Below are 25,801 nucleotides of genomic sequence, written 5' to 3'. Positions count from 1 at the left end.
GCATATCGTAGTAGTGTAAGAACACAAAAAAATTGAGGAGATGAGAGTTAATGAGTGAGAGTTGTAATCAGCCAAACCAAATACCTGTTACCCCTGCTTGTGAGGTTACATCCATGCAACAAATGCCTTTCTATGACGATTCTATTAATTTCCGAAATGATAATGGTTGCCCTACCATTAAAGTGCCTGTTGTTTTAACAGAGAGATCAATTCAAGTTGTTTTAGAAACAGACATTTCCCTTAGTCCAGCTGCAACGGAAATAAAGCGAGTCACAAAAAACGTATTTTTAAATCAAGTAAAACTCATTCCTGTTAAATTCAAGGAAATAGGGCATACAGGATATTTTGAAGTTCAAAAAGCAAAGTTGTTTATATCAGGCTATATCCGTAAAAACATTGAATACTCTACGGCTGCTTGTAACGGAACACTTCAAGATCAAATTGTCGATATAGCGTTTTCGGGGTTTGCGGAAATTAATAAGGATGATTTCCTTGTCTACCCAGTGATAGGAGTGTCCGACAGCAGCAAAGCATACTTCTTAAATGAGTGTAACGAAGAAGTTCCAAGATTGGATAAATACTTCTTCCAAAATCATGTGAAATATAACGAACAACCATACGGTGAGTTACTGGGCGCAGACTTCTTTGAACTCGATTATTCACCAGTCCTTACGGATCCAGAGGGAGCGTTTAGTACACTACGAGAAAAAATTGTAATGGACGTTTTTGTAAAAGTATTACAAGTACAACAGTATAAACTTAATGCTAAAAGAGTTCTACCCAATTTTGACGAAGGCACTATTGGGTAATCATTAAATCATTTCCCACATCAGGATAGCTAAAACAGGTGAATGATCGTATCTTATGGTACGGTCGTTTACCTTTTTTTATTGAAAAAGAAGAAGTAAGGGTAGTGGATAATTTGCGAATTACATCGACGCGTTTTTTGTGTAGAGATGTTTACTTATCTTGAGTACAACTGCGCGTACACCTACATTAGTAGACCACTCCGCTTATGTCCGTTGATGATGTCATAAATATGCATATACATAGAAAGAGCTTATAAAGTCAGTGAAACTAGTGAGAGGTGAAAAAGGTGGATAAAAATGTGTTAGTCATAGTAGCACATCCTGATGACGAACTTCTTGGGAGCGGTGGGACGCTGAAGAAGTTAATGAATGAAGGATATACTGTCATCACGGTTATCGTCGTAAAGGGGCGTGAGGAAGAGGAGCATCAAATGAATCAGATTGTGTTAAACGCAAACAACCACTTAGGAATAGATAATGTCATTTTTTTGGAGCATCCCAATCTGTTGTTAGAAATGACCCCATTACATGTTATTAATAAAGAAATTGAAGCGTTACTAGACAAGTATGAACCAGCAATAATTTTCACTCATCATTATGGAGACATTAACAGAGACCACCAGATTCTATTTCAAGCGGTGTTAACGGCAGCTCGACCGCTACCAGGAAAAAAGCCTATTGAACTCATCTGCTTCGAAACAGTATCGTCTACTGAATGGAGTCAGCAGACGAGCGATAAAATCTTTAAACCGAATTACTTTGTGGATATCTCAGATACCATAGATATCAAGTTGGAGTCTTTAAAATTCTATGACGTTGAGATGCGACCGTTTCCACATCCGCGGTCTTATAAAGGAGTCCGACATTTAGCCCAAGTACGTGGAATGACAGTTGGAGTGGAGTATGCAGAAGCCTTTGAAATAATTAGGAGGGTATGGAAATGATCGATTCTACTACTACCAATCAACAATACGGATCCTACCCATCTCCTTATTTAGTCGCTGCAACTGATCGATACTATAATGTAGCCTCTGACTACGTAGAGAAACAGAGAAAGAAGTTGAAGAAGTCTAGTAAGCCCGCTAGCAGAAAAAATCTCCGTATATTAATCACCACATACTGGGACTATCCTGCTGTGGGGGGGCTACAAAATTATATAACGACTCTTAAAAACGAGTTAGAAAAATTAGGTCATCATGTTGATATTGTTGCTCCTAACCAATTTCCAAAGAATTCGAAGGAGCTGAAAAAGAAGCTTGTTAAGGAAACAAAGCAATTTTATACTAACCGCTACGGTTGTTACAATAAAAAAATTGTGAAAGAAAATGCCCGTCTTTCTAGATATGAAATGATTTTACGAACTATGGATTTAGAGAACTACGATATTTTTCATGCCCAAGATCGATTTACAGCAAATGTAATAGGCAGACTTAACAAAGAGTATAACAAGCCTTTACTCTTTACCCCACATGGATTTATGACGCAGCGCAAACTGAGTCTAAACCTAATTGAACGAGGATCCCTTGAAGAAGCTTTTTACTTATCTTTAGATCAAATTGCTATTGAATGTTCCGATCGAGTCATAGCATTGTGTGAAGCTTTCCGTCCCAGTTTGAAAAAGATAGGGGCAAGAGATCACCAAATCACTACGGTTTATACGGGTATTGATAATCACTTTGAACCTAAGAGTAAGACAAAAAACAATAAAAAAGTGATCACGTGTATATCACGTTTGCGCCCACGTAAAGGCCACAAATACTTATTCGATGCTCTTGCTTCTATAGAAAGTGAATTGGATGATGTGGAGGTTTGGATAGTTGGAGATGGCGAAATGAGAGAAGAACTCGTGAAGCAGGTTCAAGAGTTGAAATTGAATAACGTAACGTTTTTAGGCGAAAGAAAAGACATTCCTACTTTACTAAGTCTGTCTGACATTTTTGTTTTACCTACTACGAGCGACACGTTACCGATTTCAATTATCGAAGCAATGTTTGCTGAAAAGCCCATTCTCACAACGAACATTGGAGGTATTCCAGAAATCATCGCTAATCATCACACGGGTTTACTAGTTGAATCAGGGGATTCTAAACAACTAGCTGAAAGCTTATCTCTATTACTTTCTGACGCAACGTTAAGAGAGGCCTTAGCTCAAAACGCAAGGACATTCGCAGAAAAAAATTTGTGTAGTGTGACGATGGCAGAAAAAATAGTAGGCATTTATCAATCTATAAGGTTAAGGAGGGAGAGTAGATGAAACACCCTATACACGCAGTTGTTCTCGACTTAAGTGCTACGGGAATTGGTATCGTGCGGAGTTTGAAAGCAAAAGGGATACGAGTATATGCATTCGATGTGAAAAGTAAATATGAAATCGGTAAAACCCGTCATGCAACATGTGACAGTTGTCCGAATCCAGTTTCGGAACAAATGAAATTAGTACAGTTTCTCGTTAGATTCGGAAAAGGTTTTAAAGAAAAACCCGTACTATACGCAGGGTCTGATGATTTCGTTCAATTCACATCCAAACATCGATCCATTCTATATCGCTACTATCGATTCTTATTGCCATCGAAACTAGTAGTGGATGCTGTATTAGATAAGAAACTAACGTATGAATTAGCCGTTAAACATAATATTCCGTGCCCTAAAATCTTCGCTATACGAAACGAGCATCAGCTTGAACAAATTATCAACGAAGTTACCTTCCCCTGTATTTTAAAACCTGTCTACTCTTCTGATTTCCGAAAGCGGATCAGTCACCGACTGTATAAAAAAGCAATTCTAATAGAAAAGGCTTCGGAATTACGAGAGAAGTATGTAACATACGTGCCATTTGGAGAGCTGATGCTGCAAGAAATCATTCCAGGAGATGAAACGAGCATTTATTCGGTTAAAACATTTTTTGACGACCAGATGAATTTGATTGGGATCTATATGAACCAAAAGATTCACCAATTCCCTCCTGATTTCGGTTCCTCTGCAATGGTCTTAAGTATAAGAGATGAAGAAGTGATTCAACAGGCTGTAACGTTCCTTAAGAAACTTAACTTCAAAGGATTAGCCATTACAGAATTTAAGAGAGATCAAAGAGACGGAAAGTTAAAGTTTATCGAAATCAATGCAAGAATCGGACTCACGCAAATGTTATCGATTGCATGCGGTGTCGATGTAGCGTACTTATATTATTTGTCACTAACGGATCAGCAGCCTACGCCTGTAACAAGCCAACGTGAAGGAGTAAAATGGGTTTATCTTGTCCGTGATTATATGTCATTTCTTCAGAAACGAAAGGAAGGAAAGATGACAATCGCTCAATGGATAAAGAGTCTTTCAGGGAAAAAAGTTGAAGCTTTATTTACTTGGAATGATCCACTCCCTTTTATACGCAGCTTCGTATCACATGTCCGTAATTTACGTGTTAGAAAATTAAATGGAAAGGAGTGAACGTTTATTGAGTAGTAAAGACGAGATTGTGCGGCAGTGGAAGTACTTTGGCTGGAGTGAAAAACTAGATACGGTTCTCGGTAGTGAGAGTCACTTACTTGAAGGTGAGATAGAGTGCCTGAAAAACTCACGAGAGAAGACAAGTATTTGGAAACTGATGATTACAGATGGCAAGGAAACAATTCCAATCGTATTAAAGATTTATAAACCGCCACTAAAAGAAAATCATAAGGTTGAAATGAATATGTATCAAAAAGCGACTCGATTTCTACAAGAATTCATGCCGAAAGTTTACTATATGCAGCAGGACGTTAATGACGGAGAAATCTGGCTGTTTATCGAGTATGTAAGGCCATTGCGTGGTCAAATTACTCTTACCCCGAAACACTACACAAACATCATTCCAACTGTGGCGAAATTTCATGCATCGACATTTGAAAATCATATTTTACAGCATGGAAGGGTCTCCGATACGTGGCTTCCAAGATACGATTCAAAGAAACTTGCTTTAGATAGAAGCAAACACATTGAGAAAACGAAGCACTATCTCGATCTTGCAATGGTAGAGGATAGCTTAAGGGAGGTGATCAAACCTTACTATACGAATCTTCATAAGATGTTGGATAAAGGTCCGCTATTCTTTCCAGAACTACTTGAAAATGGCCAGAGTCTAATACATGGGGATCTTCATATTCATAATATTAGCTGTCACAATGTTCATGAAAGTGAGCCTTGGCGGATTCAATTAGTAGATTGGGAATCCGCGAAATATGCTCCAGGATGGTTCGATTTAGTGGTTCTTGTAGAAATACTAATTGATTTCCGTAAGGACTGGAAAAAAGATGCTGAAACGATTAGAACACAGTGTATGCAGCTGTATAGTGAGGAAATGAACAAACACGGTATTGTCTTTCAAACGGAGCCATTGGAACTTTTGAAAATGGCTTATTTGCAAAGGACGTTAGAAAAAAGGCTTCTTAATCACTTGCGACGTGTAGTAAGAGGTGAAGAAAGTAAACTTTTAGAAAAGTATTTAGAAAAAACGAAGTCGTGGGGGAAAGAATTCGGATTATATGAATGAAAACAACATGAACCTAATCAATTAAGATTCAAGAAAATGAATTCAAACTATTAAAAAGGTTGGGAAGCGACTATGAAAATACTTGTTACAGGTGGTGCTGGCTTTATTGGTTCCCATGTTGTGGATATGCTAATTGAATACGATTATGATGTGATCATTGTTGATAACTTTTGCACGGGTAAAAAAGTTATAGTTCATCCTCAAGTGCGTCTCATTAAGATGGATATTAACTCCCCCCACATGGAAGAAGTATTTGGGCGTGAACAACCAGATGTAGTCATTCATATGGCGGCACAAGTAAATGTTACAAAATCTATGCTGCATCCGGAAGCAGATGCGGAACAGAATATTTTAGGAACCATTCGATTACTAGGCTATTGCCACAAGTATCATGTTCAAAAGCTAATTTTTTCTTCCTCTTGTGCTGTCTATGGAGAAACAAAGGATTGCAGTATAACAGAGACTTTCCCCATCCAACCTCTATCTTTTTATGGTCTTTCTAAATACGCCTCGGAAAGATACATTCACCTGTATTGCACCCTCTACCAGATCCCTTTTACGATTTTACGATATGCAAATGTGTACGGCCCACGACAAACCTCTCTAGGTGAGGGAGGCGTTATTGCAACCTTTTTTGGAAAAGTCTTGAGTGGAGAGTCTCCAATTATTTATGGAACGGGAGAACAGACTAGGGATTATGTATATGTAAAAGATATTGCAAAAGCTAATGTGCTAGCTATAACAGAAGGAACAAACGAAATAGTGAATATTGGAAGTAACAGGAAGACGAGTGTAAACGAACTATTGAAGATGATGATGTCTCTTACTTCTATCGATTCTGCCGTCATTCGCAAGCCATCTCGTGTTGGGGATATCCAACATAGTCGATTGGATAATACGAAAGCAGCAACTATTTTAAGCTGGTACCCCTCATATGAACTGCTAGATGGGCTATGGGAAACGTTCAATTACTATAAGGAAATCTGAATTGCATTTTGAAAGGAAGCGATACCGCAATGAGTGAATTTGAAGGTATACGTGTAAACAACAAAGGTTTTATCAACATTAAAGATTTAAAGGAATACCCGATGATTGGTAAAGGATCCGACGGAACGGTCTTTCAATTGACTTCAGAGCGTTGCATCAAAGTGTTTCATGTTGAGGGGACAAAAGCGTTGGAACTAAATGCTCTGCAAGTGGGACAATCATCTCAAGTTATTCCACGACTCTATGAAGATGGGCCAAATTATATAGTCATGGAGTATATAAACGGAGTTTCTCTACCGCAAATACTGAAAAAAGAGAAGCAACTATCTGAAGCAATTGTTAGACAAATTTTAGCATTGTTACTTGAAATGAAACGAATAGGATTTGAAAGACTAGATACAGAAGTACGCCATATTTTATTTAATGAAGATATGGATGTAAAAGTGATTGACCTTAAGAGGGCATTTGGCTCGGTTAGATCCACCCCCACAAAGCTAATGAAAGGAATAAAAAAGAAAGGATATTTAGATGATTTCATGCGACATTTGAAACGTATTGACCCAATTCTTTACAAGGAATGGAAAAGTAATATGGACTGATAAAAAGTGGTGCCTGTGTCGGAAGTTTCTGATACAGGCATGTAACTCAAAAACTTCTTACCAAGCACATGAAAAGCTAGAAAATAAGCCGATAGAATTGATATAAAGAGTCCTTTCAGAATCTAGAAATACAATAACTATCAACTACTCACATCTCAATCTATAATGAACATATAGGGAATAAAAGGAGCGAATCACTATGAAATCTATACAACAGCGTAATAACGTGAAGATAATGGGGCAAGGTGAACAAACAATCTTACTAGCTCATGGATTTGGATGCGAACAAAGTATGTGGCAGTACATAGCACCGGAGTTGGCGGAGCAGTATCGTGTCGTCCTATTCGATTATGTAGGGGCGGGAGAGTCAGATATCACGGCCTATCAATCAGAAAAATATAGTACGGCACATGGCTATAAGCAAGATATCTTAGACATCATTGATGAATTAGAATTGGAGAATATCTATTTTGTCGGCCATTCTGTAAGTTCGATGATTGGTATGCTTGCTGCTATTGAAAGACCGGAATGCTTTAGTAAGTTTGTCATGATTGGCCCCTCGCCTTGCTACATAAATGAACCCGGTTATACGGGTGGTTTCGAAGCGTGTGATATTGCAGACTTGCTGACGATGATGGAAATGAATTTTACAGGATGGGCGAACTATTTAGCACCCGTCGTGACCGATCCGGCGCAAGATCCTCAGCTGACCAAGAACGTAGAGCAGAGTTTCGTTTCTGTAAATCCTCAAATTGCACGGGAATTTGCTGAAATGACATTTATGTCCGATCATCGCGAAAGTTTAGCATCGATGACCATGCCGACACTCATTATTCAATGTTCGGATGATAGTATTGTGCCCATAGAAGTAGGCGATTACTTGCATGCTCATTTACCAGCGAGCACGCTGCACATCATGCAGGTAAAGGGGCATTATCCACACATGAGTAAACCGACAGAAACGAGAAAACTAATAGAAGAGTATTTTTCTAATTAATGCTGAAGAGGATGATTCGTAGTGGATGACCGGTTGATAGATGCGCCATGCGGTTTTATTAGTATGGATCCAAGTGGCTGTATAATTGAAGTCAATAATCGTTATCTTTATTGGTTGGGATACCGTAGGGAAGAGGTTATTGGAAAACATATCGAGACCGTCCTAACTAAAGTTAATCGGATGTTTATCCATACTTATTTTTTCCCGACTATACAGCTGCATGGCTCTGTAGAAGAGGTTTATATCAATCTAACGAATTCAGCTGGTGACTCTATACCAGTTTTGTTGAATGCAAGGCAATATATACAGGATTCTGTACCTGTTATTGACTGTGTATTCATCCAGATGAGGCAACGAATGGATTATGAAATGGAACTTCGTTCGCTACAAAAAACTACGGAAAAGGCCTATAAAGACAGGGAAGAAGCGTTTGCTCAATTAGAAAAAGTGTATTTGGAAATCGCAAGGAAGCAAGGCGAAATTTTGCAGATGAATAATGAACTCTTGAAATTATCGAATACAGATAAGCTGACGAATATTTCGAACAGACGCTTTTTTCAGGAAGAATTGGAACGTCATATTGAGCACTATTCAAAAGAGGGAACTGTATTTTCGTTATTGATGGTGGATATTGATCACTTTAAAAAGGTCAATGACACGTATGGGCACCTTGTTGGTGATAGCGTTCTTATTCAACTTGCGGGATTGCTCACTCAAGAAATTGGTCCTGAGGATCGGATAGCGCGTTTGGGCGGTGAAGAGTTCGTAATCATACTTCCAGAAACAGATGCTAAAGAGGCACTTGAACTTGCTGTCAAGCTCAATAAGGTAGTGGAAAATGCGGACTGGGAAAACATCGATCGATTAACCGTAAGTATTGGGGCGTCTACATTCACAAAGAATGATACAGAAGTCACCATTTTAAATTGTGCGGATCAGGCACTTTACATAGCCAAAGCCAATGGCCGGAATTGTGCAATTCATTTTCAAGATGTAGGTTGAAGGAGTGCGAAGAAAACAACTGTGATCGTTCCGTGAACAGGGCTCTAGTAACCAGCGCTGACACCTCGACTGGTGTTGGCGCTCTTCTTTTTAGTGGAGGCATCTATTAAGAGATTTATGGAAGTTAACTTGTAAATATAGCCACTTCAGAACCCTCCTCTTCCCACATACACTCGACTCATGTAAAATGGATACGTTGATAAATAATCGACAGCTAGTTACAGATGCTGTGCTACTGCGATTTCCAGTATGACTACATTAAGGTTTTAGATGAAGGGCTGACCTGGCATCCCATAATGAGAGGAATTGAACATGAACATGAAAGAGAATTTCTGGCGTGAATTACCACGACCATTTTTTATATTAGCACCGATGGAAGATGTCACGAATGTTGTGTTTCGCCATGTCGTGGCGGAAGCTGCACGTCCTGATGTGTTTTTCACCGAGTTTACAAACACAGAGAGCTATTGTCATCCTGAAGGCGTATTAAGTCTGCGTGGACGTTTGACGTTTACTGAAGACGAACAACCTATGGTAGCTCACATATGGGGGAATAAGCCTGAGCACTTCCGAACAATGAGTATTGGGATGGCGGAACAAGGGTTTAAAGGTGTAGATATCAATATGGGCTGTCCTGTGCCGAATGTTGCCGCTAAAGGAAAGGGAAGCGGTCTGATTCGTTACCCGGATAATGCAGCTGATATCATCCAAGCTACAAAAGCAGGTGGGTTGCCTGTTAGTGTGAAAACGCGAATTGGTTACACGAATGTGGACGAATGGCGTGGTTGGTTAACACACATATTGAAGCAAGACATCGCTAATCTGTCCATTCATCTGCGTACGAAAAAGGAAATGAGTAGTGTGGAAGCGCACTGGGAACTCATTCCAGAGATTAAGCAACTACGTGATGAAATCGCGCCTAATACGCTTTTGACTATTAACGGTGATATACCTGATCGTCAAACAGGTCTAGAACTCGTCGAGAAGTACGGAGTAGATGGGGTAATGATTGGACGGGGTGTATTTAAAAATCCATTTGCTTTTGAAAAAGAGCCGATAGAACACAGTAGTAAGGAATTGCTGGATCTTTTAAGGTTGCATCTGGACTTTCATGATAAGTATTCAACAGAATTAGAACCGCTTCCGTTTAAACCACTTCGTCGATTCTTTAAGATTTATGTCAAAGGAATTCGTGGTGGTGGTGAATTGAGAAATCAATTGATGTACACGGAGACCACAGATGAAGTACGTGTGTTGCTCAATGAATTTGAAGCGCAGAATATAGAAGAGTTAAGTCTATAAAAGAACTTTTCTACAGTGTTCATTTAGTTTGTATAACGGTTGGAAATAGAAAAGGCACGAGCGACGTTGAAATCGCTTGTGCTTTTTTCAAATTCATTTTGACCATGTTTCTGTATCACTTTGATGCCATACCTTTTCAAATACATCAGTCCATTCTTTTACGAGATTGATATTTGAAATGGATACGAGCTGCTCCATATTTTCAGAAGCGGATTCCGCGGTAAAGTTATAAGAGCCAAATACAACAAGGCGTTCATCAACCATAGTCATTTTTAAGTGCATTTTCTTCGACGTGACAATTTTCACATCAATGCCATTGTCCGTAAGAGTGTTCAATAACTTAGCGCGGTTCTTTTTCTTAGATTTCTCGGAATCCGTGATGACCCTGACCTTAACTCCGCGATCGCTCGCTTCAATTAGAGCTTCTGAAATTTCAGGATCCTCAAAGTTATAGATAGCGATATCTATTGTGGAGGTGGATTCGCCAATCGCGTTCAGAAGTAGGGTCTTAGGATCATTGGAGAGTTGACTGAAGGCATACTCCACTTCATGATCATTTGATGGCTGCAACAACTTTTCTGGGGATGTAGATTTACTGAAAAACAGGATGTTCAGCGCGATGGATCCGATGAGTGCTAGAATAAGTACTATGTTGGAAGTAGACAACATTATTTTCTCCTTTCCTTTATGAGAATTCGTGAAGTCAAAACGATAGCTTTGTATTCTTTATACTATCTTTTGCGGAAATCGAGTAATAAAGCAAGTTTAAAGAGTTATATAGAAAGAGATGAATACTAAACACTAAGGAGCTGACTTATGAACAAATTCGTACTGATCACGTTTGTTCTCATTTCTACAGCTCTAATGGGGTCATCATTTTCAGTTGGGAAAATAGGCTTGCAGTATGTTTCACCACTATTGATGGTAGGTTTACGGTTTGTACTGGCTGGACTCCTTATGGCTGTGTATGTAGGGCTTACTAAGAAACCTCTTCCTAAAGAGTTAAAATCATGGATCAAGATCTTTTTAATTGGCTTGTTTCAAACGGCAGGTGTTTTCGCAGCAATTTTTATAAGTTTGCGAACGATTTCAGCAGGACAGTCAGCTATCTTAACGTTCATGAACCCGTTGCTAGTCGTGATTTTCGGCTCTCTCGTACTAGGAATGAAGTTTCGTTTCGTCCAATGGCTCGGTGTGATTTCGGGATTTGCCGGAGTTCTTATCGCACTAGGAGGACATTTTGAGTTTCAGTTCGATACCATTCTAGGATTTGGAGGAGCTGTCTCATGGGCAACTGCGACACTATTAGTGAATCGTTGGGGGAAGGATCTCAATACTTGGGTGCTGTCCGCATATCAAATGCTGTTTGGTGGGGCAGTCTTGTTAATGTGTAGTGTCCTATTTGAAGAGATGCAATTGATAGTCAATCCAACTTCAATATTTGTGATTTTATGGCTAGCAATCATGGCTTCCGTTGTTCAATTCACGATGTGGTTTTTCGTGCTACAATCAGGAAACCCCGCGAAAGTCAGTTCGTTCCTTTTCCTAGCACCGTTCTTCGGTGTCCTTACAGGTTGGCTGTTACTTCATGAAGAGATTGGACTCACACTGATCATTGGTGGGGCGTTCATTTTTAGTGGGATTTTTCTCGTCAACTGGACAACGAAAAGGATGTGTGAGGAAGCTGTGTTCATAGACAAAGAAAAATGAGGGACATGCGGTATACTGATAGAACGAAAAGGAGCGATATCCCATGCCAGATTTTTTAAAAGAGTATTTCCTTGGACTTGCGGACGGTTTGCAATCCACTTTGAAAACACCAGATGCGTACTTGAACAAAGTGGCGCTGACCGCGGTAATTTTATTGCTCGGGATATTGTTATATGTTTTATTGAAGAAAATGATTTCAGGAAGTGTTAAAGACTACAAAAAGAGGCTTCAATTACATAGTCGCACAAAACAAGTGGTTGCAACGCTTGCAACTATTGCTGTGCTATTTATTTGGGTTCAAGCGATCAATGTACTCATACTACTGGCGCTGTTGTTTGGTGTCATTGCCATTTTCATGGTCCGTGGGCTTACAAACAACATCATCGGTTACTTTGTCATTAAATACCGCAAGTATTTTGAAATAGGTCACCGTATAGAGATTAATGGGATTATCGGTGATGTAATTGACATTAGTTCCACCAACGTGAAGTTGCTGGAAGTGCGTGGCGGGCTTTCATCGGATGCCAATACAGGACGCATTATCAAGTTGCCGAATAGTATTATTTTCGACGAATCTATCAAAATCATCGGTGTCGCGAACTCGTTTGTTTGGCACGAGCTCAAATACGTTCTATCATTCGATAGCGACTGGCAGACAGCGGAGAAGATTATGACAGAAGCAGGAGACACCTATTTTGAAGAAACGGTTTTACAAGAACTGAAAGAGAATAAAGGCCATGAGCTAAGTGAGCAAGCGGCTTTACGACCCGTATCCTCGATAGATACGAACGATGCCGGAGTTGTATTAACTTTACGCTATCTCGTCGATTACCAACATGGAACGAGTGTAAAGACCGGATTACAACGCAAGATTTTACCTCAGCTCAATGCTCACCCAAATATTGAATTTGCAATTGTTGAAGTAAAAGTATTTCAAGGATAATTTTAACGAGTAGAAAGAAGGAAGTGTTCATGTCAGTTCAAGCACAATCAGACGGAGATTTTGCAATACGGAATGCCCATCCGGAAGACGCAGCGCACATTGTTGAGTTTTACAATAGGGTCGGTGGGGAGACAGATTATCTGTCTTTTGGTTGTGACGAATATCCACAGTCTGCTGATGAAGTAGCTCAATCTATAAGTGGTATGGAAGAGTCAGTTGGAAATTGCATGCTCCTTATGATGAACAATGAGGAGATTGTGGGAATCGGTACGATTGACTCTAGTTCGAAAAAGAGGTTCCATCATGTAGGAACCCTCGGGATTGTTATTTGTCAGTCGCATGCAGGAAAAGGACTTGGTCGTGTGCTGATGAATGCATTAATTGACTGGTCCAAAGAGAATGGTCGAATCGAAAAAATTACGCTCGTCACACGTGCTGATAATGAATGGGCAATTGCACTTTATGAAAAACTCGGATTTGAGCGCGAAGGTGTTTTCCGAAAGGACTCGTATGATGGCGAGAGATACTTCGACAGCTTGTCTATGGCGCTTTTTCTATGAAAATAAAAAATCTCCTACACTCAACAGGTGTAGGAGATTTTTTGCAAATCGTTAAGTTTTCATCGATTGTTCTTTAGATTTAGGATCACGGACAGCAAAGGATAATAGCAGACCAAACGCTGCGATACATCCGGCTACTAAGAAGGCGATGTTGACGCCATGGATAGCCCCTGCAATTGAGCTTCCGCTAGCAGCGGTGATGGTAATCGTAACGAGTACAGCAGTTCCGACTGCACCTGAGATTTGGCGGAAGGTATTGTTCATAGCTGTACCATGAGAAATCAGGTTATTTGGTAACTGATTCAACCCGAGTGTTGTGGACGGCATCATAACCATCGCGATACCGAACATACGGATTGCGTTTAAGACTGCCAAATACGTAAACGTCGTGTCTTGCGAGAGATTCGCAAAAAAGAACGTAGTCACCGTCAAGATGGCAAAGCCAGCACGTAACAGCCACTTTGCCCCGTATTTATCGAACAGCGTCCCTGTCAATGGATTCATGATTCCCATGACAATTGCGCCTGGTAATAGCATGAGCCCTGAATGCAACGCATTGAATCCAAGTAGGTTCTGCATGAAGATTGGAAGAATGACAGTTGTTGCAATCATCGAAGCGAATACAATCATTCCGAGTCCTGTTGCAAGGGAGAAGATGCTGTATTTGAATACACGGAATTCAAGGATTGGTTCTTCAAGTTTCAACTGTCTGTTGATGAACAAGAAGAGGGCAACTGCACCGACTACGAGTGAGATAAGTGTGTTAGGGCTTAGCCAGCCTAAGTTACCTGCAACACTGAAGCCATAGAGAAGACCGCCAAATCCTAATGTAGATAGAACAATTGACAGGTAATCCACTGTTGGATTTGTTTGCTTGGTGACGTTTTGCAGCAAGAAGTACGCCGCAATGATGATCACAAGAGCGATTGGTAGGACTACGTAAAATACGCTGCGCCATGGGAAATTATCAACGAGGTAACCCGACAAACTCGGTCCGATGGCTGGTGCGAATGCAATGACGAGACCAAACATTCCCATCGCTTTCCCGCGTTGTGAAACTGGGAAGATGAGGAACATGATCGTCTGCAAAAGCGGCATCATAATACCTGCGCCAGCGCCTTGTAACACGCGTGCCACTAACAAGAAGGAAAAGTTAGGAGAGAAGGCACCGATAAGCGTACCTAAGGCAAATGTCCCCATGGCTGTCAGGAACAAACTTCGAGTAGTGAATTTTCCTATTAAGAAAGCTGTAATCGGAATCATGATCCCGTTGACGAGCATGAAAATCGACTGCAGCCACTGAACCGTACTTTCATTGATGTTGAGGTCTTTCATAATTGGGGGGAGTGCAGTTGCTAAAAGCGTCTGATTCAATATTGTAATGAACGCACCAGACAATAACACAGCAAGTAGCGGGATATGCTTTTTTAAATCGAACGACTGGGAATCACCCAGAGTTTGTGAATTGACCATTAGCTTTTCATCACCTCATTTTAGATTAGCAAATCCTAACACAAATTTTAAAATGAAATCCGGACCTGACATTCTTTATATAATAGAGGTTATTCATCTGAACCTCAATTTTGCTGTTTGATGAATCTTATTGTATTAGTAAGGATTGCCTTACAGCCCACAAGTCATACCTAACCATACCTTATTGCAACTAATTCAAACTTTCTTTGCCTGGAAAATAGCAGGACCTGATGATAAGATGTGAAAGAATAGTGAAAAATTAATCAACTGAGGAGAAAATGAAAGGTTTTTTTGATTGCAGGTATATCTATATGTATGCTGCTGTTTAGTGCTGCGCTGGTTTTCATAGAGCGTTCAGTTTAATCGCGTGTGATATTGTCAAGCATTGCACATGGAGACACCTATATGGAAGAGGAATTACCAGCCTATGCAGTAGTTATGTTTGGAAGTTCAATTGAAGTAAGTATTGCCAGGCAATAGACAACTAAGAAATGTGTGATCTTTACACCTTAGCTTAAGGATTACAAAATTCAACTACTCCCAGGAATTACTTTAAGAGTGTAGGTGTGGGGAAAATGTTCCATTGTGAGGAACCTGAGTGGGACAGTTAAATAATTTTCGTGAAATGGATCTATACTGCGGTATAATAAGGAATCTTTTATTCTAATATTCGTTAAGTCGGGTGGAACTTACCTTATATTGCATGTTACGGTTTTATACGAAAAGGTTGAAGAGAGCAGGTGAAGACGATTTTTAAAGTTAGTAAAGATCAATTTCTTACGGTATTAAAGATTTCTTTTCCGGTATTACTTCTGGCATTGGCGGTTTTTGAAATACAAAATACGGTACGTGGAATTGACATCAGTTCTTTTCGATATGAGCTGGGTCAAATACAACTATGGGAAATTGTACTGATCATACTTATTTCTTTTTGTGCAATCATTCCAATGCTCTTTTACGATGTGGTATTGGCGAAAGTTCTTAATGTTAAAGTGAAAACGAGAAGTTTATTGCAGCATTCGTTCATCACCAACACGTTCTCAAATCTTATCGGTTTCGGTGGTCTTGTTGGAGTAATGCTGCGCAGCTATTTCTATACAAAGTATAGAGAGGAAAAGGACGGGGTATTGAAAAGTATCGCTTCCGTAACACTCTTTTATTTGACTGGAATTTCCTTATTGGTATGGATTGTGCCATTGTTCTACTGGGACTTCCCGTTATTGCAAGAAACGAAATGGCTTCTTATAGCAGTGTTTCTATTAGGCTTATATTCTCCAATCTTTATTGGCGTTTTTATCATGCGTTATCGAAAAGCAAATTCGGATTCAATTCATGCGAAACAAGCTGTACAGCTAATCGCTACATCAGTAATTGAATGGATTTCCGTCTTTTTAGTTATTTTATTATTAACAGTCGTGTTGAATATTCCAATCGAATTATCTGCGTTAATTCCTATTTTCTTAGTTGCCTCCAGTGCTGGAATAATAAGTATGATTCCAGGAGGTATTGGCTCATTCGACCTTGTATTTTTATGGGGAACCCAAAGTATTGGAATCGCAGATGAAAAGGTACTGTTCTTACTAATATTATACCGGATAGGCTACTTCATTCTTCCATTCTTAGTCTCGACTTCGCTGTTTGTGATGGAATACTGGAATCGGTGGAATCATTCATGGGATGACTTGCCGAAAGCTATTGTGCAAAAGCTTAGCCATACGTTGTTAACCGTATTGGTATTTCTTTCAGGAATTGTGCTTTTACTATCCGCTTCGGTGCCAGGTATTTTAAATCGATTAAAGATTATGCAGGAATTCCTTTCCCTTCCAATCATGAATGTATCGCACCATTTGACAGTAGCAGCTGGTTTTATCCTATTAGGGTTATGTAGGGGAATTCAATATAAGGTGAAAAGGACATATCATATTACAATTATTGTCTTAAGCAGTGCAGCATTGTTTTCAATTTTCAAGGGTCTTGATTATGAAGAAGCTTTCTTTTTACTTATTGTAATGGGATTACTAATTGCTTCCAAGAGTCAGTTTTACCGTGAAAGTTATGTGTTGACATGGGGAATTATTTTAATAGACGTAGCTGTGGTGGCATTCATCACTTCGATGTATGTTTTCATAGGCTATTTGAACTTACCAACTTCGAAAATTCATATTCCAATTGAATTAAGAGACTATATCATTACGGATTCCCGTGACTTATTTTATAGTGCCGTTATTGGCCTAGTAATAGCGGGTGTCATTCTATTTATAGGCTCGCTAATTCGTAAGCCGAAGCAATTGGAAATGGTTTCTTCAGTTGATCAGGTAGAAAGGATAAAGAGTCACCTTGCTACTTATGGTGGAACCGAGTTTTCCCATTTGATCTTCCTGCATGATAAGTATGTATATTGGAATAAAGAAGAAACGGTATTGTTTTCTTACCAAGTCTACGCAGATAAGATAGTTGTTCTTGGTGATTTAGTTGGGGTAGAAAAAGATTATCCCGCAGCCATTGAAAATTTTTTAATAACAACGGATTTATATGGGTATACACCAGTTTTCTATGAAGTCAGTACAAAAGTGTTAGCAACTCTTCATGATCAAGGTTATGGATTTTTCAAGTTGGGTGAGGAGGCGTTTGTAAATTTAGAGACTTTCACGTTAACTGGAAAGAAAATGAAGGGGTATCGGGCAGTTAAAAATAAATTTGAGAGAGAAAATCATGAGATTGAAATTCTCAGTCCACCACATTCATCTGATTTGTTGAAGGAATTAGAAGACGTCTCTACAAGATGGTTACAAGGAAGAAGAGAAAAGGGTTTCTCTTTAGGCTTTTTTGACGGGGACTATTTGAACACTTCGAAGGTCGCGGTTTTAAGGAACGAGGATGGAATCATCGGTTTTGCTAGTTTAATGCCGATGTATGACCAGGGTGAACGAATTTCGGTAGATCTAATGCGCTTTAAACCAGATGCGCCATCTGGAACGATGGACTTTATTTTTCTATCGCTATTTGAATGGGCAAGGGAGGAGGGCTATCTAATTTTCAATATTGGGATGTCCCCTTTGTCAAACGTAGGAAGATCGAGATATTCCTTTTTAAGTGAAAAGATAGCGGCACAAATCTTTTTACATGGACAATACTTTTATCATTTCCAAGGATTGAAAAACTTTAAACAGAAGTATGCAAATTCTTGGGAAGCCAAATATGTAGCATATCGAAAGAAGTCATCACTGCCGTTTACGATTGCGCAAATAACATTGCTGATTGGACGCAGAAGGAAATAAAAAGTAGCTAAAGCACTGTCATTTTGAAGTGCTTTTTTGCGTTGTTAGGAATATTAAGTTTTGGTGTATGATGATTTACTACTCGAATAGTATAGATCCAAGAGGGAACTACTATTACCTTATACGATCCTCAACATCTGCATTTCCCACCATTTCATCTATGCGTACACAATGTAGTCCTCTTTGTTTTATGTCTATTAATACTTCGTCCAGAGCAATCATCATATACTTCGGAGCATCCCAATCAGATCCAATTGTATCCCCGCTATCATGAAGCACGATGACAGATCCATTCTTGATATTACGTAGCAACAAGCCTTTTAAGCGACTTCTACTGACATCTCTTTTCCAATCACCAGGCATCATAGACCAAAGCACGATTTCATACCTTTTTCTAAAGAAAAGATCGTAAATATTAATGATTCCCCAAGGGGGGCGGTAATAATATGGTTTTGTACCTGTTATTGATTCGATAATTGCAGACGTCTTTTTGAGATGAAAGTTAGTAGTAGTCCAGGGCATCATTAACCAATTTGGGCGGTGTGTATAATTGTGAATCCCAATTTGATGACCTTCTTCGTGAATTCTACGTATGATGTCAGGATGCTGATTTGCTTTATGCCCTAGGACAAAAAAAGTTGCTTTCACTTCGTGCTTTTTAAGGAGAGTTAATAACTTTGGCGTATACAAAGGATCCGGACCGTCATCGAAAGTAAATGCAATTCGTCCATCCTTGCGGCCTCTTCTAAAAACCCCGATATTTAATATTCTTGTCAGAATCCAGGGGAGAAGCATGTACATGGCGAGTAAACTAAGTCCAGCCCATTGCAAGCTCTTTCGCACAATTCATCTCCCTTTCTGTTATAACTAGTTGTTTATCAAGAACGATTGGTAGAATTTGAATAAAACTTGCTATGTGTATCCATTATCCTAGTCAAAGCGTGATAAGCGGCTTTTTTTGTCCGCACTTTTTTTGCATTCATTCTAAGTGTGGACAACATTTTTGGATCATGTAAGGTATTCACCAGTTGTTCTAAAAGGCTTTTATCATCTTTCGCTTGAAGTGCTACTTCCGCGTGCAATAAGAAAGCAGCATTATCTTGTTCTTGACCTGGAAGCGGTTTGTACAAAATCATTGGCAATTCAAGAGCGACAGCTTCTGATGTCGTTAGCCCGCCTGGTTTTGTAATGATCATATCGGAAAGTGCCATCAGTTCGTGGATATAATCAATATAACCTTTCACAATAAATCGATGTTTTTGGTTTTTCAGTTGCTCCGTAAGTTTCTGCTGTAACTTTTTATTGCGCCCACAAATCACAATGAATTGAATCGGATTCAAGCGAGTGTCACTTTGAAGCATATGAAGGAATGACCTACTAATCATACCTAAACCACCGCCCATTATTAACACAGTCGTAATTGTTTGCTTCACATAATGTTTCTCACGCAGTTGTTGACGGTCATAGGTTAGACTGAATTGTGAATGGATTGGAATTCCCGTTACAGTAATTTTGTGGTTGGGCACACCTTGACGTAACAGACCGTAGCGGACATACTCAGAACCAACTAAATAAAGGTCAGTCTGCGGGTGTATCCAATAACTATGGTCAGTATGGTCTGTGATGACCGTAATCGTTGGTATCGTTATTAACCCATTTGCTTTTAACATAGACATAGCGGCTGCTGCGGATGGGAAAGTGCTCACGACTACAGAAGGACGGACATCGTTCAACAATATGCTTAGTCGGTTTAATGTGTATATCTGGAGTTTCTTTAAAAGTGCAGAGGAAAGTGAATTGTCTATTCTCGTCTTTTGGAATAAGTAACCGTATAGTGAAGGCAGTTTCTCAATCCATTTCGTGTAAAAATAACTGCCGACGACATGTATGTGTGGGTGTGTCCATTCTGCAAAGTCAATCACGGTCGTTATGATATCGGATCGGTTTTCCCGTGCGGATCCGGCAATTGCGTAGGCAGCTTGCTTATGGCCATCACCCAAATTTCCGCATAGAAGTAATAGGTTATAGTCTTTTGCCGAATGCATGAATTCACACCTCATTAATCATATTTCTATAATAATCATTACGGAACAGGCTCGTAATGATAAGATTTGTCAGTGACGAAGAAGGAGGGATTTAATGAATCAGTGCTCCTTAATATTCAACGAAAAATCGGGTATTTCAAAGTATTCTCCGGAATAATAGTTAGCTTTCCCGAAATGTTACTTTCTATGAGCAACAAGGGATGAGCAATGATCTGCAAAATCTTTCCTCAACATAAAAAAGCCAGTGCATCAAACAATCTAGCTCGTTTGATACACTGGAAAAAATACTTGTGGAAGAATTAGGATCATGGTTTGGTTTGTAGCATCGCAATCATACGGACATGTGTCTTTTGACTCGAAATATTGCTGGCAGCCAAGATTGCGGACCTTCTGAGTTCTAACACAGCAACTACACAAGTATTAATTATGACTCGTTAAAATATGATTGATAGTTGCCTGAAAAAAATTATCGATCTTAACGTAATGTTCCCGTATTTCTAATTTTAAAATCGACATCCACATTATAGTCTAAGTTAGAAGTCATTTTCTTTGTGAGTTCCTCTGTCCATTTCCCTTTGTAATACATTCTAAAATGTTCACTAATGCCAACTGGATCTAGTTCCATTTCCTGAAGGTAATGAAGGGTATCTTCAATCTCTTTTTTTAGATGTGCGTTAATTTCCTTTTCCAACTTTTTGTATTGTTTACTATTATTTAAGTCGCGATCCCCTTTATATTCAATTAGTACTGCTTTTATTTTAAGCTTAATAGATACCTTTGGGGTTTCAATGTTTTTATTGCTGGATATCTTCACCTTACTATCGATTTGCTCTAAAAAAGCTTCTTTATCTATTTCATTGTCATCAAAAGTTACTGATAGCGGGGATAGCTTATTCAATCCACTTAAAGCTTGGATTAATAATGACTTTTCAGTGGAAATTGTATCAATCATTCTTTCGTTATCGAACAAAGCAATTTTGGTTACTTTCAGCGAATCCTCTTTTTTTTCTAAATAGGGAACCATCGTGTGGTATACGGGACTTGTTTGCGAATTCATATAATTGTGTATCGATGTAAAAGGACTGAATGAGTTATGCAAATTTGGTTGAAACAAATCATTTAAATAGGCGTCCATGTGTTCATTTTCTGAGTAATTCCCGTTCAAAACATCTTCTACATTATCTTTTACAATAACAAGGCGGACATTATTTCCGAGTGTTGAATCTCGATATAGATGTTCCACAACTTCGGTCACCTTTCCGCTTCTTGCAAATTCCTCGCTAAATAATAGCGTCCGCAGCTGATTTAAAACAATCATTTTGTCCGACTTTGAAGATAATTTGACAAGACCTTCTTGAATCATATTTGTATGAATAGAAAATACTTGTGTTGGGACAGGGGAATCGTTGGGAGGCAGTGGAATTCCTACAGTCATCTTCATTTCTTCATGGTCGCCTAGGTCAAAACCGATGCTGCTTGCTAGAGCCAAATCTTCTAATGACGGTTGTGTTTGTTCACGATCACTGCATCCAGTTATGAAAAGTACACTTACGAGAAGAAATAGGTTTATAACTTTCCTCATTTGAGACCCTCGCTCTTCTTTGGCCTAAGGATGTGGAGTATACAAAGTAAAATGGGCCACAAAAACATCGCATACATCAAGTAAAATACACGTTCAAAGATTAGTTTTTGAAACTCTTCCATGTAGGGGAATTTAACGACTATGAAAACTACTACAGCTATTATATAAAGATGAATCTTTTTAGAAGTTGAACGAATTGAATCCAATCCCTGTTTCGCGACCCATAAATACGCGGCAACAGTAGATAGAATCAGGAATACCCACATTGTGATGCCCAGTACATCAATACGCTCCAAAAAGGATAACTCAACTTCTTTGAACAAGTTAAGAACTGGATACAATACATTTTTAAGCTGCCATTGTGAGAAAAACATGACACTTACGAGTGAAAAACAGAATGTGAATCCTATGCTAATCCATAAGCCAATCGAAGCGTGTTTCAAAGCTTTTTTCTGGTTGATGATGTATGGGAAATAAAATGAGATTAGTTCGAAACCGCCAATCGCCATTAATCCTTTTTTGGATGCTGTGAAAAACTCTTCCTTCGTGAAGTTTAAGAGAGGTAGCGTATGACTGATGTTCCCATCCATTACCCCCCATTTCAAAAAGTAAATAAACCATAATGTTAAAAAAAAACTGATCATGCAAAACCTTGCAATGGATTTAATACCACCACTCGCAATATAGACAACCATACATATAAAGATTAGTAACGGAGCAGTAATCTTGCGGTTTGTAAGGGCCACAACTTGAACTAATTCAATATAACTCGAACAGACAGCCGAAATTATAACGATAAAATATAAAAGAAGCATTGTATTAATAACTTTTCCAATCCATTTACCAAAGAGCTTTTCGTGAATGTCGAATAGTGTATCGTCTTTATACTGCAAGCCTAACCAAATGATAGGGATAAGGAGTAAGTTCGCGACAACCCCAAATAACAAAGGCATCCACCATTGACTGTAGCCCATGGCACTCAATCTGTTTGGCAAAGATAGCACTGATGTCCCAACAATTACATTCTGAATAAGGAATATTACATGATAACGGTTTAAGACTTTTGCTTTATTCATATCCACTGCTTATTCCTCCTTTTCAACCGGAGGTTTTTTCTTACTTTGTGCTTTAGCAATACCGGGAGTGTGTTTAAGGAATTTTGCTGGCATACGAACAAATGAATCTAGTAGATCCGATGATTTTCTAGGGATAATGGGCGTCATGTAGGCGGCGTTCAATGAAGTTAGCGTTAATAAATGGTGGAACAACCATGCAAATGCAATCATTTGACCATATAGTCCAAACATGCCCGCTGCCAAAATAAAGATGTACCTCATAAAACGGCTTGTGTTACTCATGATGAAGTTTGGTGGTAAAAAGGATAATAGTGCTGATATTGCCACGAGGACAATCAATGTATTACTTACAAGGTGCGCTTCAACCGCAGCCGTTCCGATTACAATACCTCCAACAATACCGATCGTTTGACCAATCTTCGTGGGCATTCGAGCTCCGGCTTCTCTCAATATCTCTATAACCAGTTCCATGAACAGGACTTCCATGAAAGGTGAAAAAGGTACCTTCTCCCTTGATTCTTGAAGGTTTAGTAAAACATCAAACGGTAACATTTCAGGGTGATAGGTTAAAACTGAAATGTAAGTAGGAGTCACGATAATAGTTAAGAAAAAACCAAAGAAACGTATTGTGCGTAGAAGCGATGCTGTCATCCAGCGGTTGTAGTAATCCTCGGGAGATATGAACAATTCGAAAAATGAAATAGGACAAACGATTACCCCATTACTGTTATTCATCAGAATGACTATGCGCCCATCCAATAGGGCGGACACGGCGTTATCTGGACGATCTGTTTCATGGTATTGGGGAAATGGTGAAAAAGGATGATCGTCCATTAACTTTTGTAAAATAGAACTATCATTAAATCCAGGGTGATTTACATTCTGGATTTTATCAATCACTATGTCTAGGTTTTCTTTATTAACAATGTTGTCCATATATAGAACCGTAACGTGCGTATGGGTTTCTGTCCCGATAACAAAGTTGTTGCTCTTTAAGTCCGGATTTTGAATTCTTCGTTTAATAAGGGATAGATTGGTTTCTAGTGATTCGGTAAATGCGTTAGTGGGACCAATTACGGTAGATTCTGTATCGGTAACTGTAATCGAAGCATTGGGTGCGCTGAAAGTATTTACTTTTAAGTAGACATTTTGTTTGGGAAAATAGGCAATCGTGCTTCCTTCCGTGATTGCAGAAATTATTTCGGAAATGTTATGTTGTTCAATTACATCAGACGAGAATTTCAAAGTTCCTTCCGAAAGGGGACGAATAACCATCTGGTGCAGTGTGAGTTTGTCGACAAGAGAACTGAAATAGATAAGTGTCACTTGGTCTTCAAAAGTCTCAATCTGTTTGAATACGGCATCCTCAATACCAGCCAATTTGGATTTTAGTGCTTCGATTGGAATCCCCACTTTCAGATTAAGGTAGTAATAAGGTTAATATTTCCTTAAGCGTGATGGTTTATTCAAATTGGGGATGAATTACAAAATATCTATAAGCAATCAGATTCTATAATTACAAGGATAGTAATACTCCCAACTAGGAAATTTCATCGATTGCTGTATGTTATAGTTACTTTAAGGTTTAATAATTGCTGTTATATAAAGGTCTAAATGAAATGTACAAGTGATAAAGTTATCTATACATAAAAGAGGTGTACATATGAAAAAAGTAAGAATTGGAGTCATTGGAGCGGGATTGAGAAGGAATCTAGCGCTATATTGGCATAAGCCTGAAGGTGAATCTGAGATTGTTGCATTGGCGGATTTATCGGAAGAGCGTCAACAGAAATTTCAAGAAGAGGTAGGCACAAAAATTTTTCTAACGAAAGATTATAAAGAGTTATTGGTACGAGATGATATCGATGCAATCGCTGTACTATCTCCAGATTATCTACACGAAGAACATGTGATTGCGTGCTTAGAAGCAGGGAAGCATGTGTATTCTGAAAAGCCGCTGGCAATTACAGTGGAAGGATGCGACCGGATCATCGAGTCATGGGGGAAATCAGGTAAGCATTTGATGGTTGGCTTCAATATGAGATATATGAGCATGTACCAGACGATGAAGGGATTAATTGACTCAGGAGCAATTGGAGAGTTGAAAACGGTGTGGGTTCGCCATTTTGTCGGATTGGGTGGCTATTACTACTACCATGATTGGCACGCAAGAAGTGATAAAACTACTTCACTCCTCCTACAGAAAGGTTCTCATGATTTAGACGTTATCCACTGGATTTCAGGGAGGTATACAACGAAAGTGTCTGCATTCGGCGGTCTTGACTATTTCGGCGGTGATATGCCAAATGATTTGACGTGTCCGGAGTGTTCGTTGAAAAATACGTGTCCGGAGTATGTTCCGAATACTTTTACAGAGTGCGCGTTCCGCGAAGAAGTAGATGTTGAGGATAATAATATGCTTATTATGGAACTAGAAGGCGGCGTCAAAGCCTCCTACTTACAATGTCACTTCACACCAGATTATGAACGGAACTATACGTTTATCGGTACAAACGGTCGGATTGAAAACGACGAAGTCAACGGTAAAGTGTATTTGAAGACACGTAAAACCAACACTTGGAATGAGTTTAGTAATGTTACCTATGATATGAAGCCTGAGGTAGGTAGTCATGGTGGTGCTGATCCGAAGATTGCTCAAGATTTTATAGAACTTGTACTTCGTAACAAACAACCGCTCACAACCCCATTTGCAGGAAGAATGAGTGTTGCCGTTGGGTGTGCAGCGACAGAGTCGATTCGAATGGGTGGCGGAGTTGTCCATGTGTCACAGGAATCAGGATTTTCCAGCTCATACCAAGCGTGAAAATAAGACTTCAGACCCTCATGTATCCGCAGCGAATAGGTCGCTTTGTGCTATAATTATGAACATAAAGAAAACGTGGGGGAATTCTA

Annotated in this window: 22 protein-coding genes; 15 read left to right on the top strand and 7 right to left on the bottom strand. The window is 39.2% G+C overall.

The window, feature by feature from the left end; genetic code table 11:
* Nucleotides 1-50 precede the first annotated feature (50 nt).
* The 10 genes from ACRPI0_RS13235 to ACRPI0_RS13190 all read left to right on the top strand — a co-directional run bounded on the left by ACRPI0_RS13235 (nt 51) and on the right by ACRPI0_RS13190 (nt 10,221).
* A complete protein-coding gene (locus tag ACRPI0_RS13235) occupies nt 51-809 on the top strand; it encodes a CsxC family protein (protein ID WP_432353153.1) in 759 nt (252 codons plus the stop codon).
* 287 nt (nt 810-1,096) lie between these two features.
* On the top strand, nt 1,097-1,753 hold the full coding sequence (locus tag ACRPI0_RS13230) for a PIG-L deacetylase family protein (protein WP_432353152.1): 657 nt from the start codon (nt 1,097-1,099) through the stop codon (nt 1,751-1,753).
* On the top strand, nt 1,744-3,063 hold the full coding sequence (locus tag ACRPI0_RS13225) for a glycosyltransferase family 4 protein (protein ID WP_432353151.1): 1,320 nt from the start codon (nt 1,744-1,746) through the stop codon (nt 3,061-3,063). The genes ACRPI0_RS13230 and ACRPI0_RS13225 overlap by 10 nt, the downstream gene beginning before the upstream one ends.
* Nucleotides 3,060-4,253 (top strand): carbamoyl-phosphate synthase, encoded by a 1,194-nt coding sequence (locus tag ACRPI0_RS13220; protein ID WP_432353150.1) that lies wholly within the window; start codon nt 3,060-3,062, stop codon nt 4,251-4,253. Before ACRPI0_RS13225 ends, ACRPI0_RS13220 begins: the two co-directional genes overlap by 4 nt.
* A gap of 7 nt (nt 4,254-4,260) precedes the next feature.
* The gene (locus tag ACRPI0_RS13215) at nt 4,261-5,334 is read left to right on the top strand and encodes a phosphotransferase (protein ID WP_432353149.1); all 1,074 of its coding nucleotides are present in this window, start codon (nt 4,261-4,263) and stop codon (nt 5,332-5,334) included.
* A gap of 72 nt (nt 5,335-5,406) precedes the next feature.
* Nucleotides 5,407-6,321, top strand: coding sequence for an NAD-dependent epimerase/dehydratase family protein (locus tag ACRPI0_RS13210; protein ID WP_432353148.1), 915 nt, complete (start codon nt 5,407-5,409; stop codon nt 6,319-6,321).
* A 29-nt stretch (nt 6,322-6,350) separates the two neighbouring features.
* A complete protein-coding gene (locus ACRPI0_RS13205; protein WP_432353147.1) occupies nt 6,351-6,920 on the top strand; it encodes a kinase in 570 nt (189 codons plus the stop codon).
* Nucleotides 6,921-7,119: 199 nt separating this feature from the next.
* Entirely contained in the window at nt 7,120-7,917 is a 798-nt protein-coding gene (locus tag ACRPI0_RS13200; RefSeq protein ID WP_432353146.1) for an alpha/beta fold hydrolase, read from the top strand.
* Nucleotides 7,918-7,938: 21 nt separating this feature from the next.
* On the top strand, nt 7,939-8,919 hold the full coding sequence (locus ACRPI0_RS13195) for a sensor domain-containing diguanylate cyclase (RefSeq protein ID WP_432353145.1): 981 nt from the start codon (nt 7,939-7,941) through the stop codon (nt 8,917-8,919).
* Nucleotides 8,920-9,237: 318 nt separating this feature from the next.
* The gene (locus tag ACRPI0_RS13190; protein ID WP_432355964.1) at nt 9,238-10,221 is read left to right on the top strand and encodes a tRNA dihydrouridine synthase; all 984 of its coding nucleotides are present in this window, start codon (nt 9,238-9,240) and stop codon (nt 10,219-10,221) included.
* A 93-nt stretch (nt 10,222-10,314) separates the two neighbouring features.
* Here the strand turns inward: ACRPI0_RS13190 and ACRPI0_RS13185 are convergent, their stop codons facing one another.
* Nucleotides 10,315-10,890, bottom strand: coding sequence for a phospholipase D-like domain-containing protein (locus ACRPI0_RS13185; protein ID WP_432353144.1), 576 nt, complete (start codon nt 10,888-10,890; stop codon nt 10,315-10,317).
* Between the two features lie 147 nt (nt 10,891-11,037).
* Between ACRPI0_RS13185 and ACRPI0_RS13180 the strand changes: the two genes are divergently transcribed.
* Genes ACRPI0_RS13180 through ACRPI0_RS13170 form a run of 3 tightly spaced genes read left to right on the top strand, consistent with a single transcriptional unit; the run spans nt 11,038 to nt 13,434 of the window.
* On the top strand, nt 11,038-11,931 hold the full coding sequence (locus ACRPI0_RS13180) for a DMT family transporter (protein WP_432353143.1): 894 nt from the start codon (nt 11,038-11,040) through the stop codon (nt 11,929-11,931).
* A gap of 43 nt (nt 11,932-11,974) precedes the next feature.
* Nucleotides 11,975-12,874, top strand: coding sequence for a mechanosensitive ion channel domain-containing protein (locus ACRPI0_RS13175; protein WP_432353142.1), 900 nt, complete (start codon nt 11,975-11,977; stop codon nt 12,872-12,874).
* Between the two features lie 29 nt (nt 12,875-12,903).
* On the top strand, nt 12,904-13,434 hold the full coding sequence (locus tag ACRPI0_RS13170) for a GNAT family N-acetyltransferase (RefSeq protein WP_432353141.1): 531 nt from the start codon (nt 12,904-12,906) through the stop codon (nt 13,432-13,434).
* 51 nt (nt 13,435-13,485) lie between these two features.
* Here the strand turns inward: ACRPI0_RS13170 and ACRPI0_RS13165 are convergent, their stop codons facing one another.
* The gene (locus ACRPI0_RS13165; protein ID WP_432353140.1) at nt 13,486-14,907 is read right to left on the bottom strand and encodes an MDR family MFS transporter; all 1,422 of its coding nucleotides are present in this window, start codon (nt 14,905-14,907) and stop codon (nt 13,486-13,488) included.
* A 740-nt stretch (nt 14,908-15,647) separates the two neighbouring features.
* Here ACRPI0_RS13165 and mprF point away from each other — a divergent pair.
* Nucleotides 15,648-18,185 carry a bifunctional lysylphosphatidylglycerol flippase/synthetase MprF gene (mprF, locus tag ACRPI0_RS13160; protein WP_432353139.1) on the top strand — a complete coding sequence of 846 codons (2,538 nt, stop codon included), beginning with the start codon at nt 15,648-15,650 and terminating at the stop codon, nt 18,183-18,185.
* 114 nt (nt 18,186-18,299) lie between these two features.
* Here the strand turns inward: mprF and ACRPI0_RS13155 are convergent, their stop codons facing one another.
* The 5 genes from ACRPI0_RS13155 to ACRPI0_RS13135 all read right to left on the bottom strand — a co-directional run bounded on the left by ACRPI0_RS13155 (nt 18,300) and on the right by ACRPI0_RS13135 (nt 24,268).
* Nucleotides 18,300-19,028: a polysaccharide deacetylase family protein gene (locus tag ACRPI0_RS13155; protein WP_432353138.1), complete on the bottom strand. Its 729-nt coding sequence runs from the start codon at nt 19,026-19,028 to the stop codon at nt 18,300-18,302.
* 35 nt (nt 19,029-19,063) lie between these two features.
* Nucleotides 19,064-20,230, bottom strand: a complete 1,167-nt coding sequence (locus ACRPI0_RS13150) for an MGDG synthase family glycosyltransferase (RefSeq protein WP_432353136.1) — start codon at nt 20,228-20,230, stop codon at nt 19,064-19,066.
* A 475-nt stretch (nt 20,231-20,705) separates the two neighbouring features.
* On the bottom strand, nt 20,706-21,812 hold the full coding sequence (locus ACRPI0_RS13145) for a Ger(x)C family spore germination protein (protein WP_432353135.1): 1,107 nt from the start codon (nt 21,810-21,812) through the stop codon (nt 20,706-20,708).
* Nucleotides 21,809-22,888, bottom strand: a complete 1,080-nt coding sequence (locus ACRPI0_RS13140; protein ID WP_432355963.1) for a GerAB/ArcD/ProY family transporter — start codon at nt 22,886-22,888, stop codon at nt 21,809-21,811. Before ACRPI0_RS13140 ends, ACRPI0_RS13145 begins: the two co-directional genes overlap by 4 nt.
* A 9-nt stretch (nt 22,889-22,897) precedes the next feature.
* Nucleotides 22,898-24,268 carry a spore germination protein gene (locus ACRPI0_RS13135; protein WP_432353133.1) on the bottom strand — a complete coding sequence of 457 codons (1,371 nt, stop codon included), beginning with the start codon at nt 24,266-24,268 and terminating at the stop codon, nt 22,898-22,900.
* A gap of 283 nt (nt 24,269-24,551) precedes the next feature.
* Here ACRPI0_RS13135 and ACRPI0_RS13130 point away from each other — a divergent pair, with 283 nt between their 5' ends.
* A complete protein-coding gene (locus tag ACRPI0_RS13130; RefSeq protein ID WP_432353132.1) occupies nt 24,552-25,712 on the top strand; it encodes a Gfo/Idh/MocA family protein in 1,161 nt (386 codons plus the stop codon).
* The last annotated feature ends 89 nt before the right edge of the window (nt 25,713-25,801 follow it).

Origin of the sequence: Sporosarcina sp. A2 (genome assembly GCF_050858885.1) — a bacterium.
Taxonomy (GTDB): Bacteria; Bacillota; Bacilli; order Bacillales_A; family Planococcaceae; genus Sporosarcina.
This window is presented reverse-complemented; position numbering and strand designations above follow the sequence as displayed.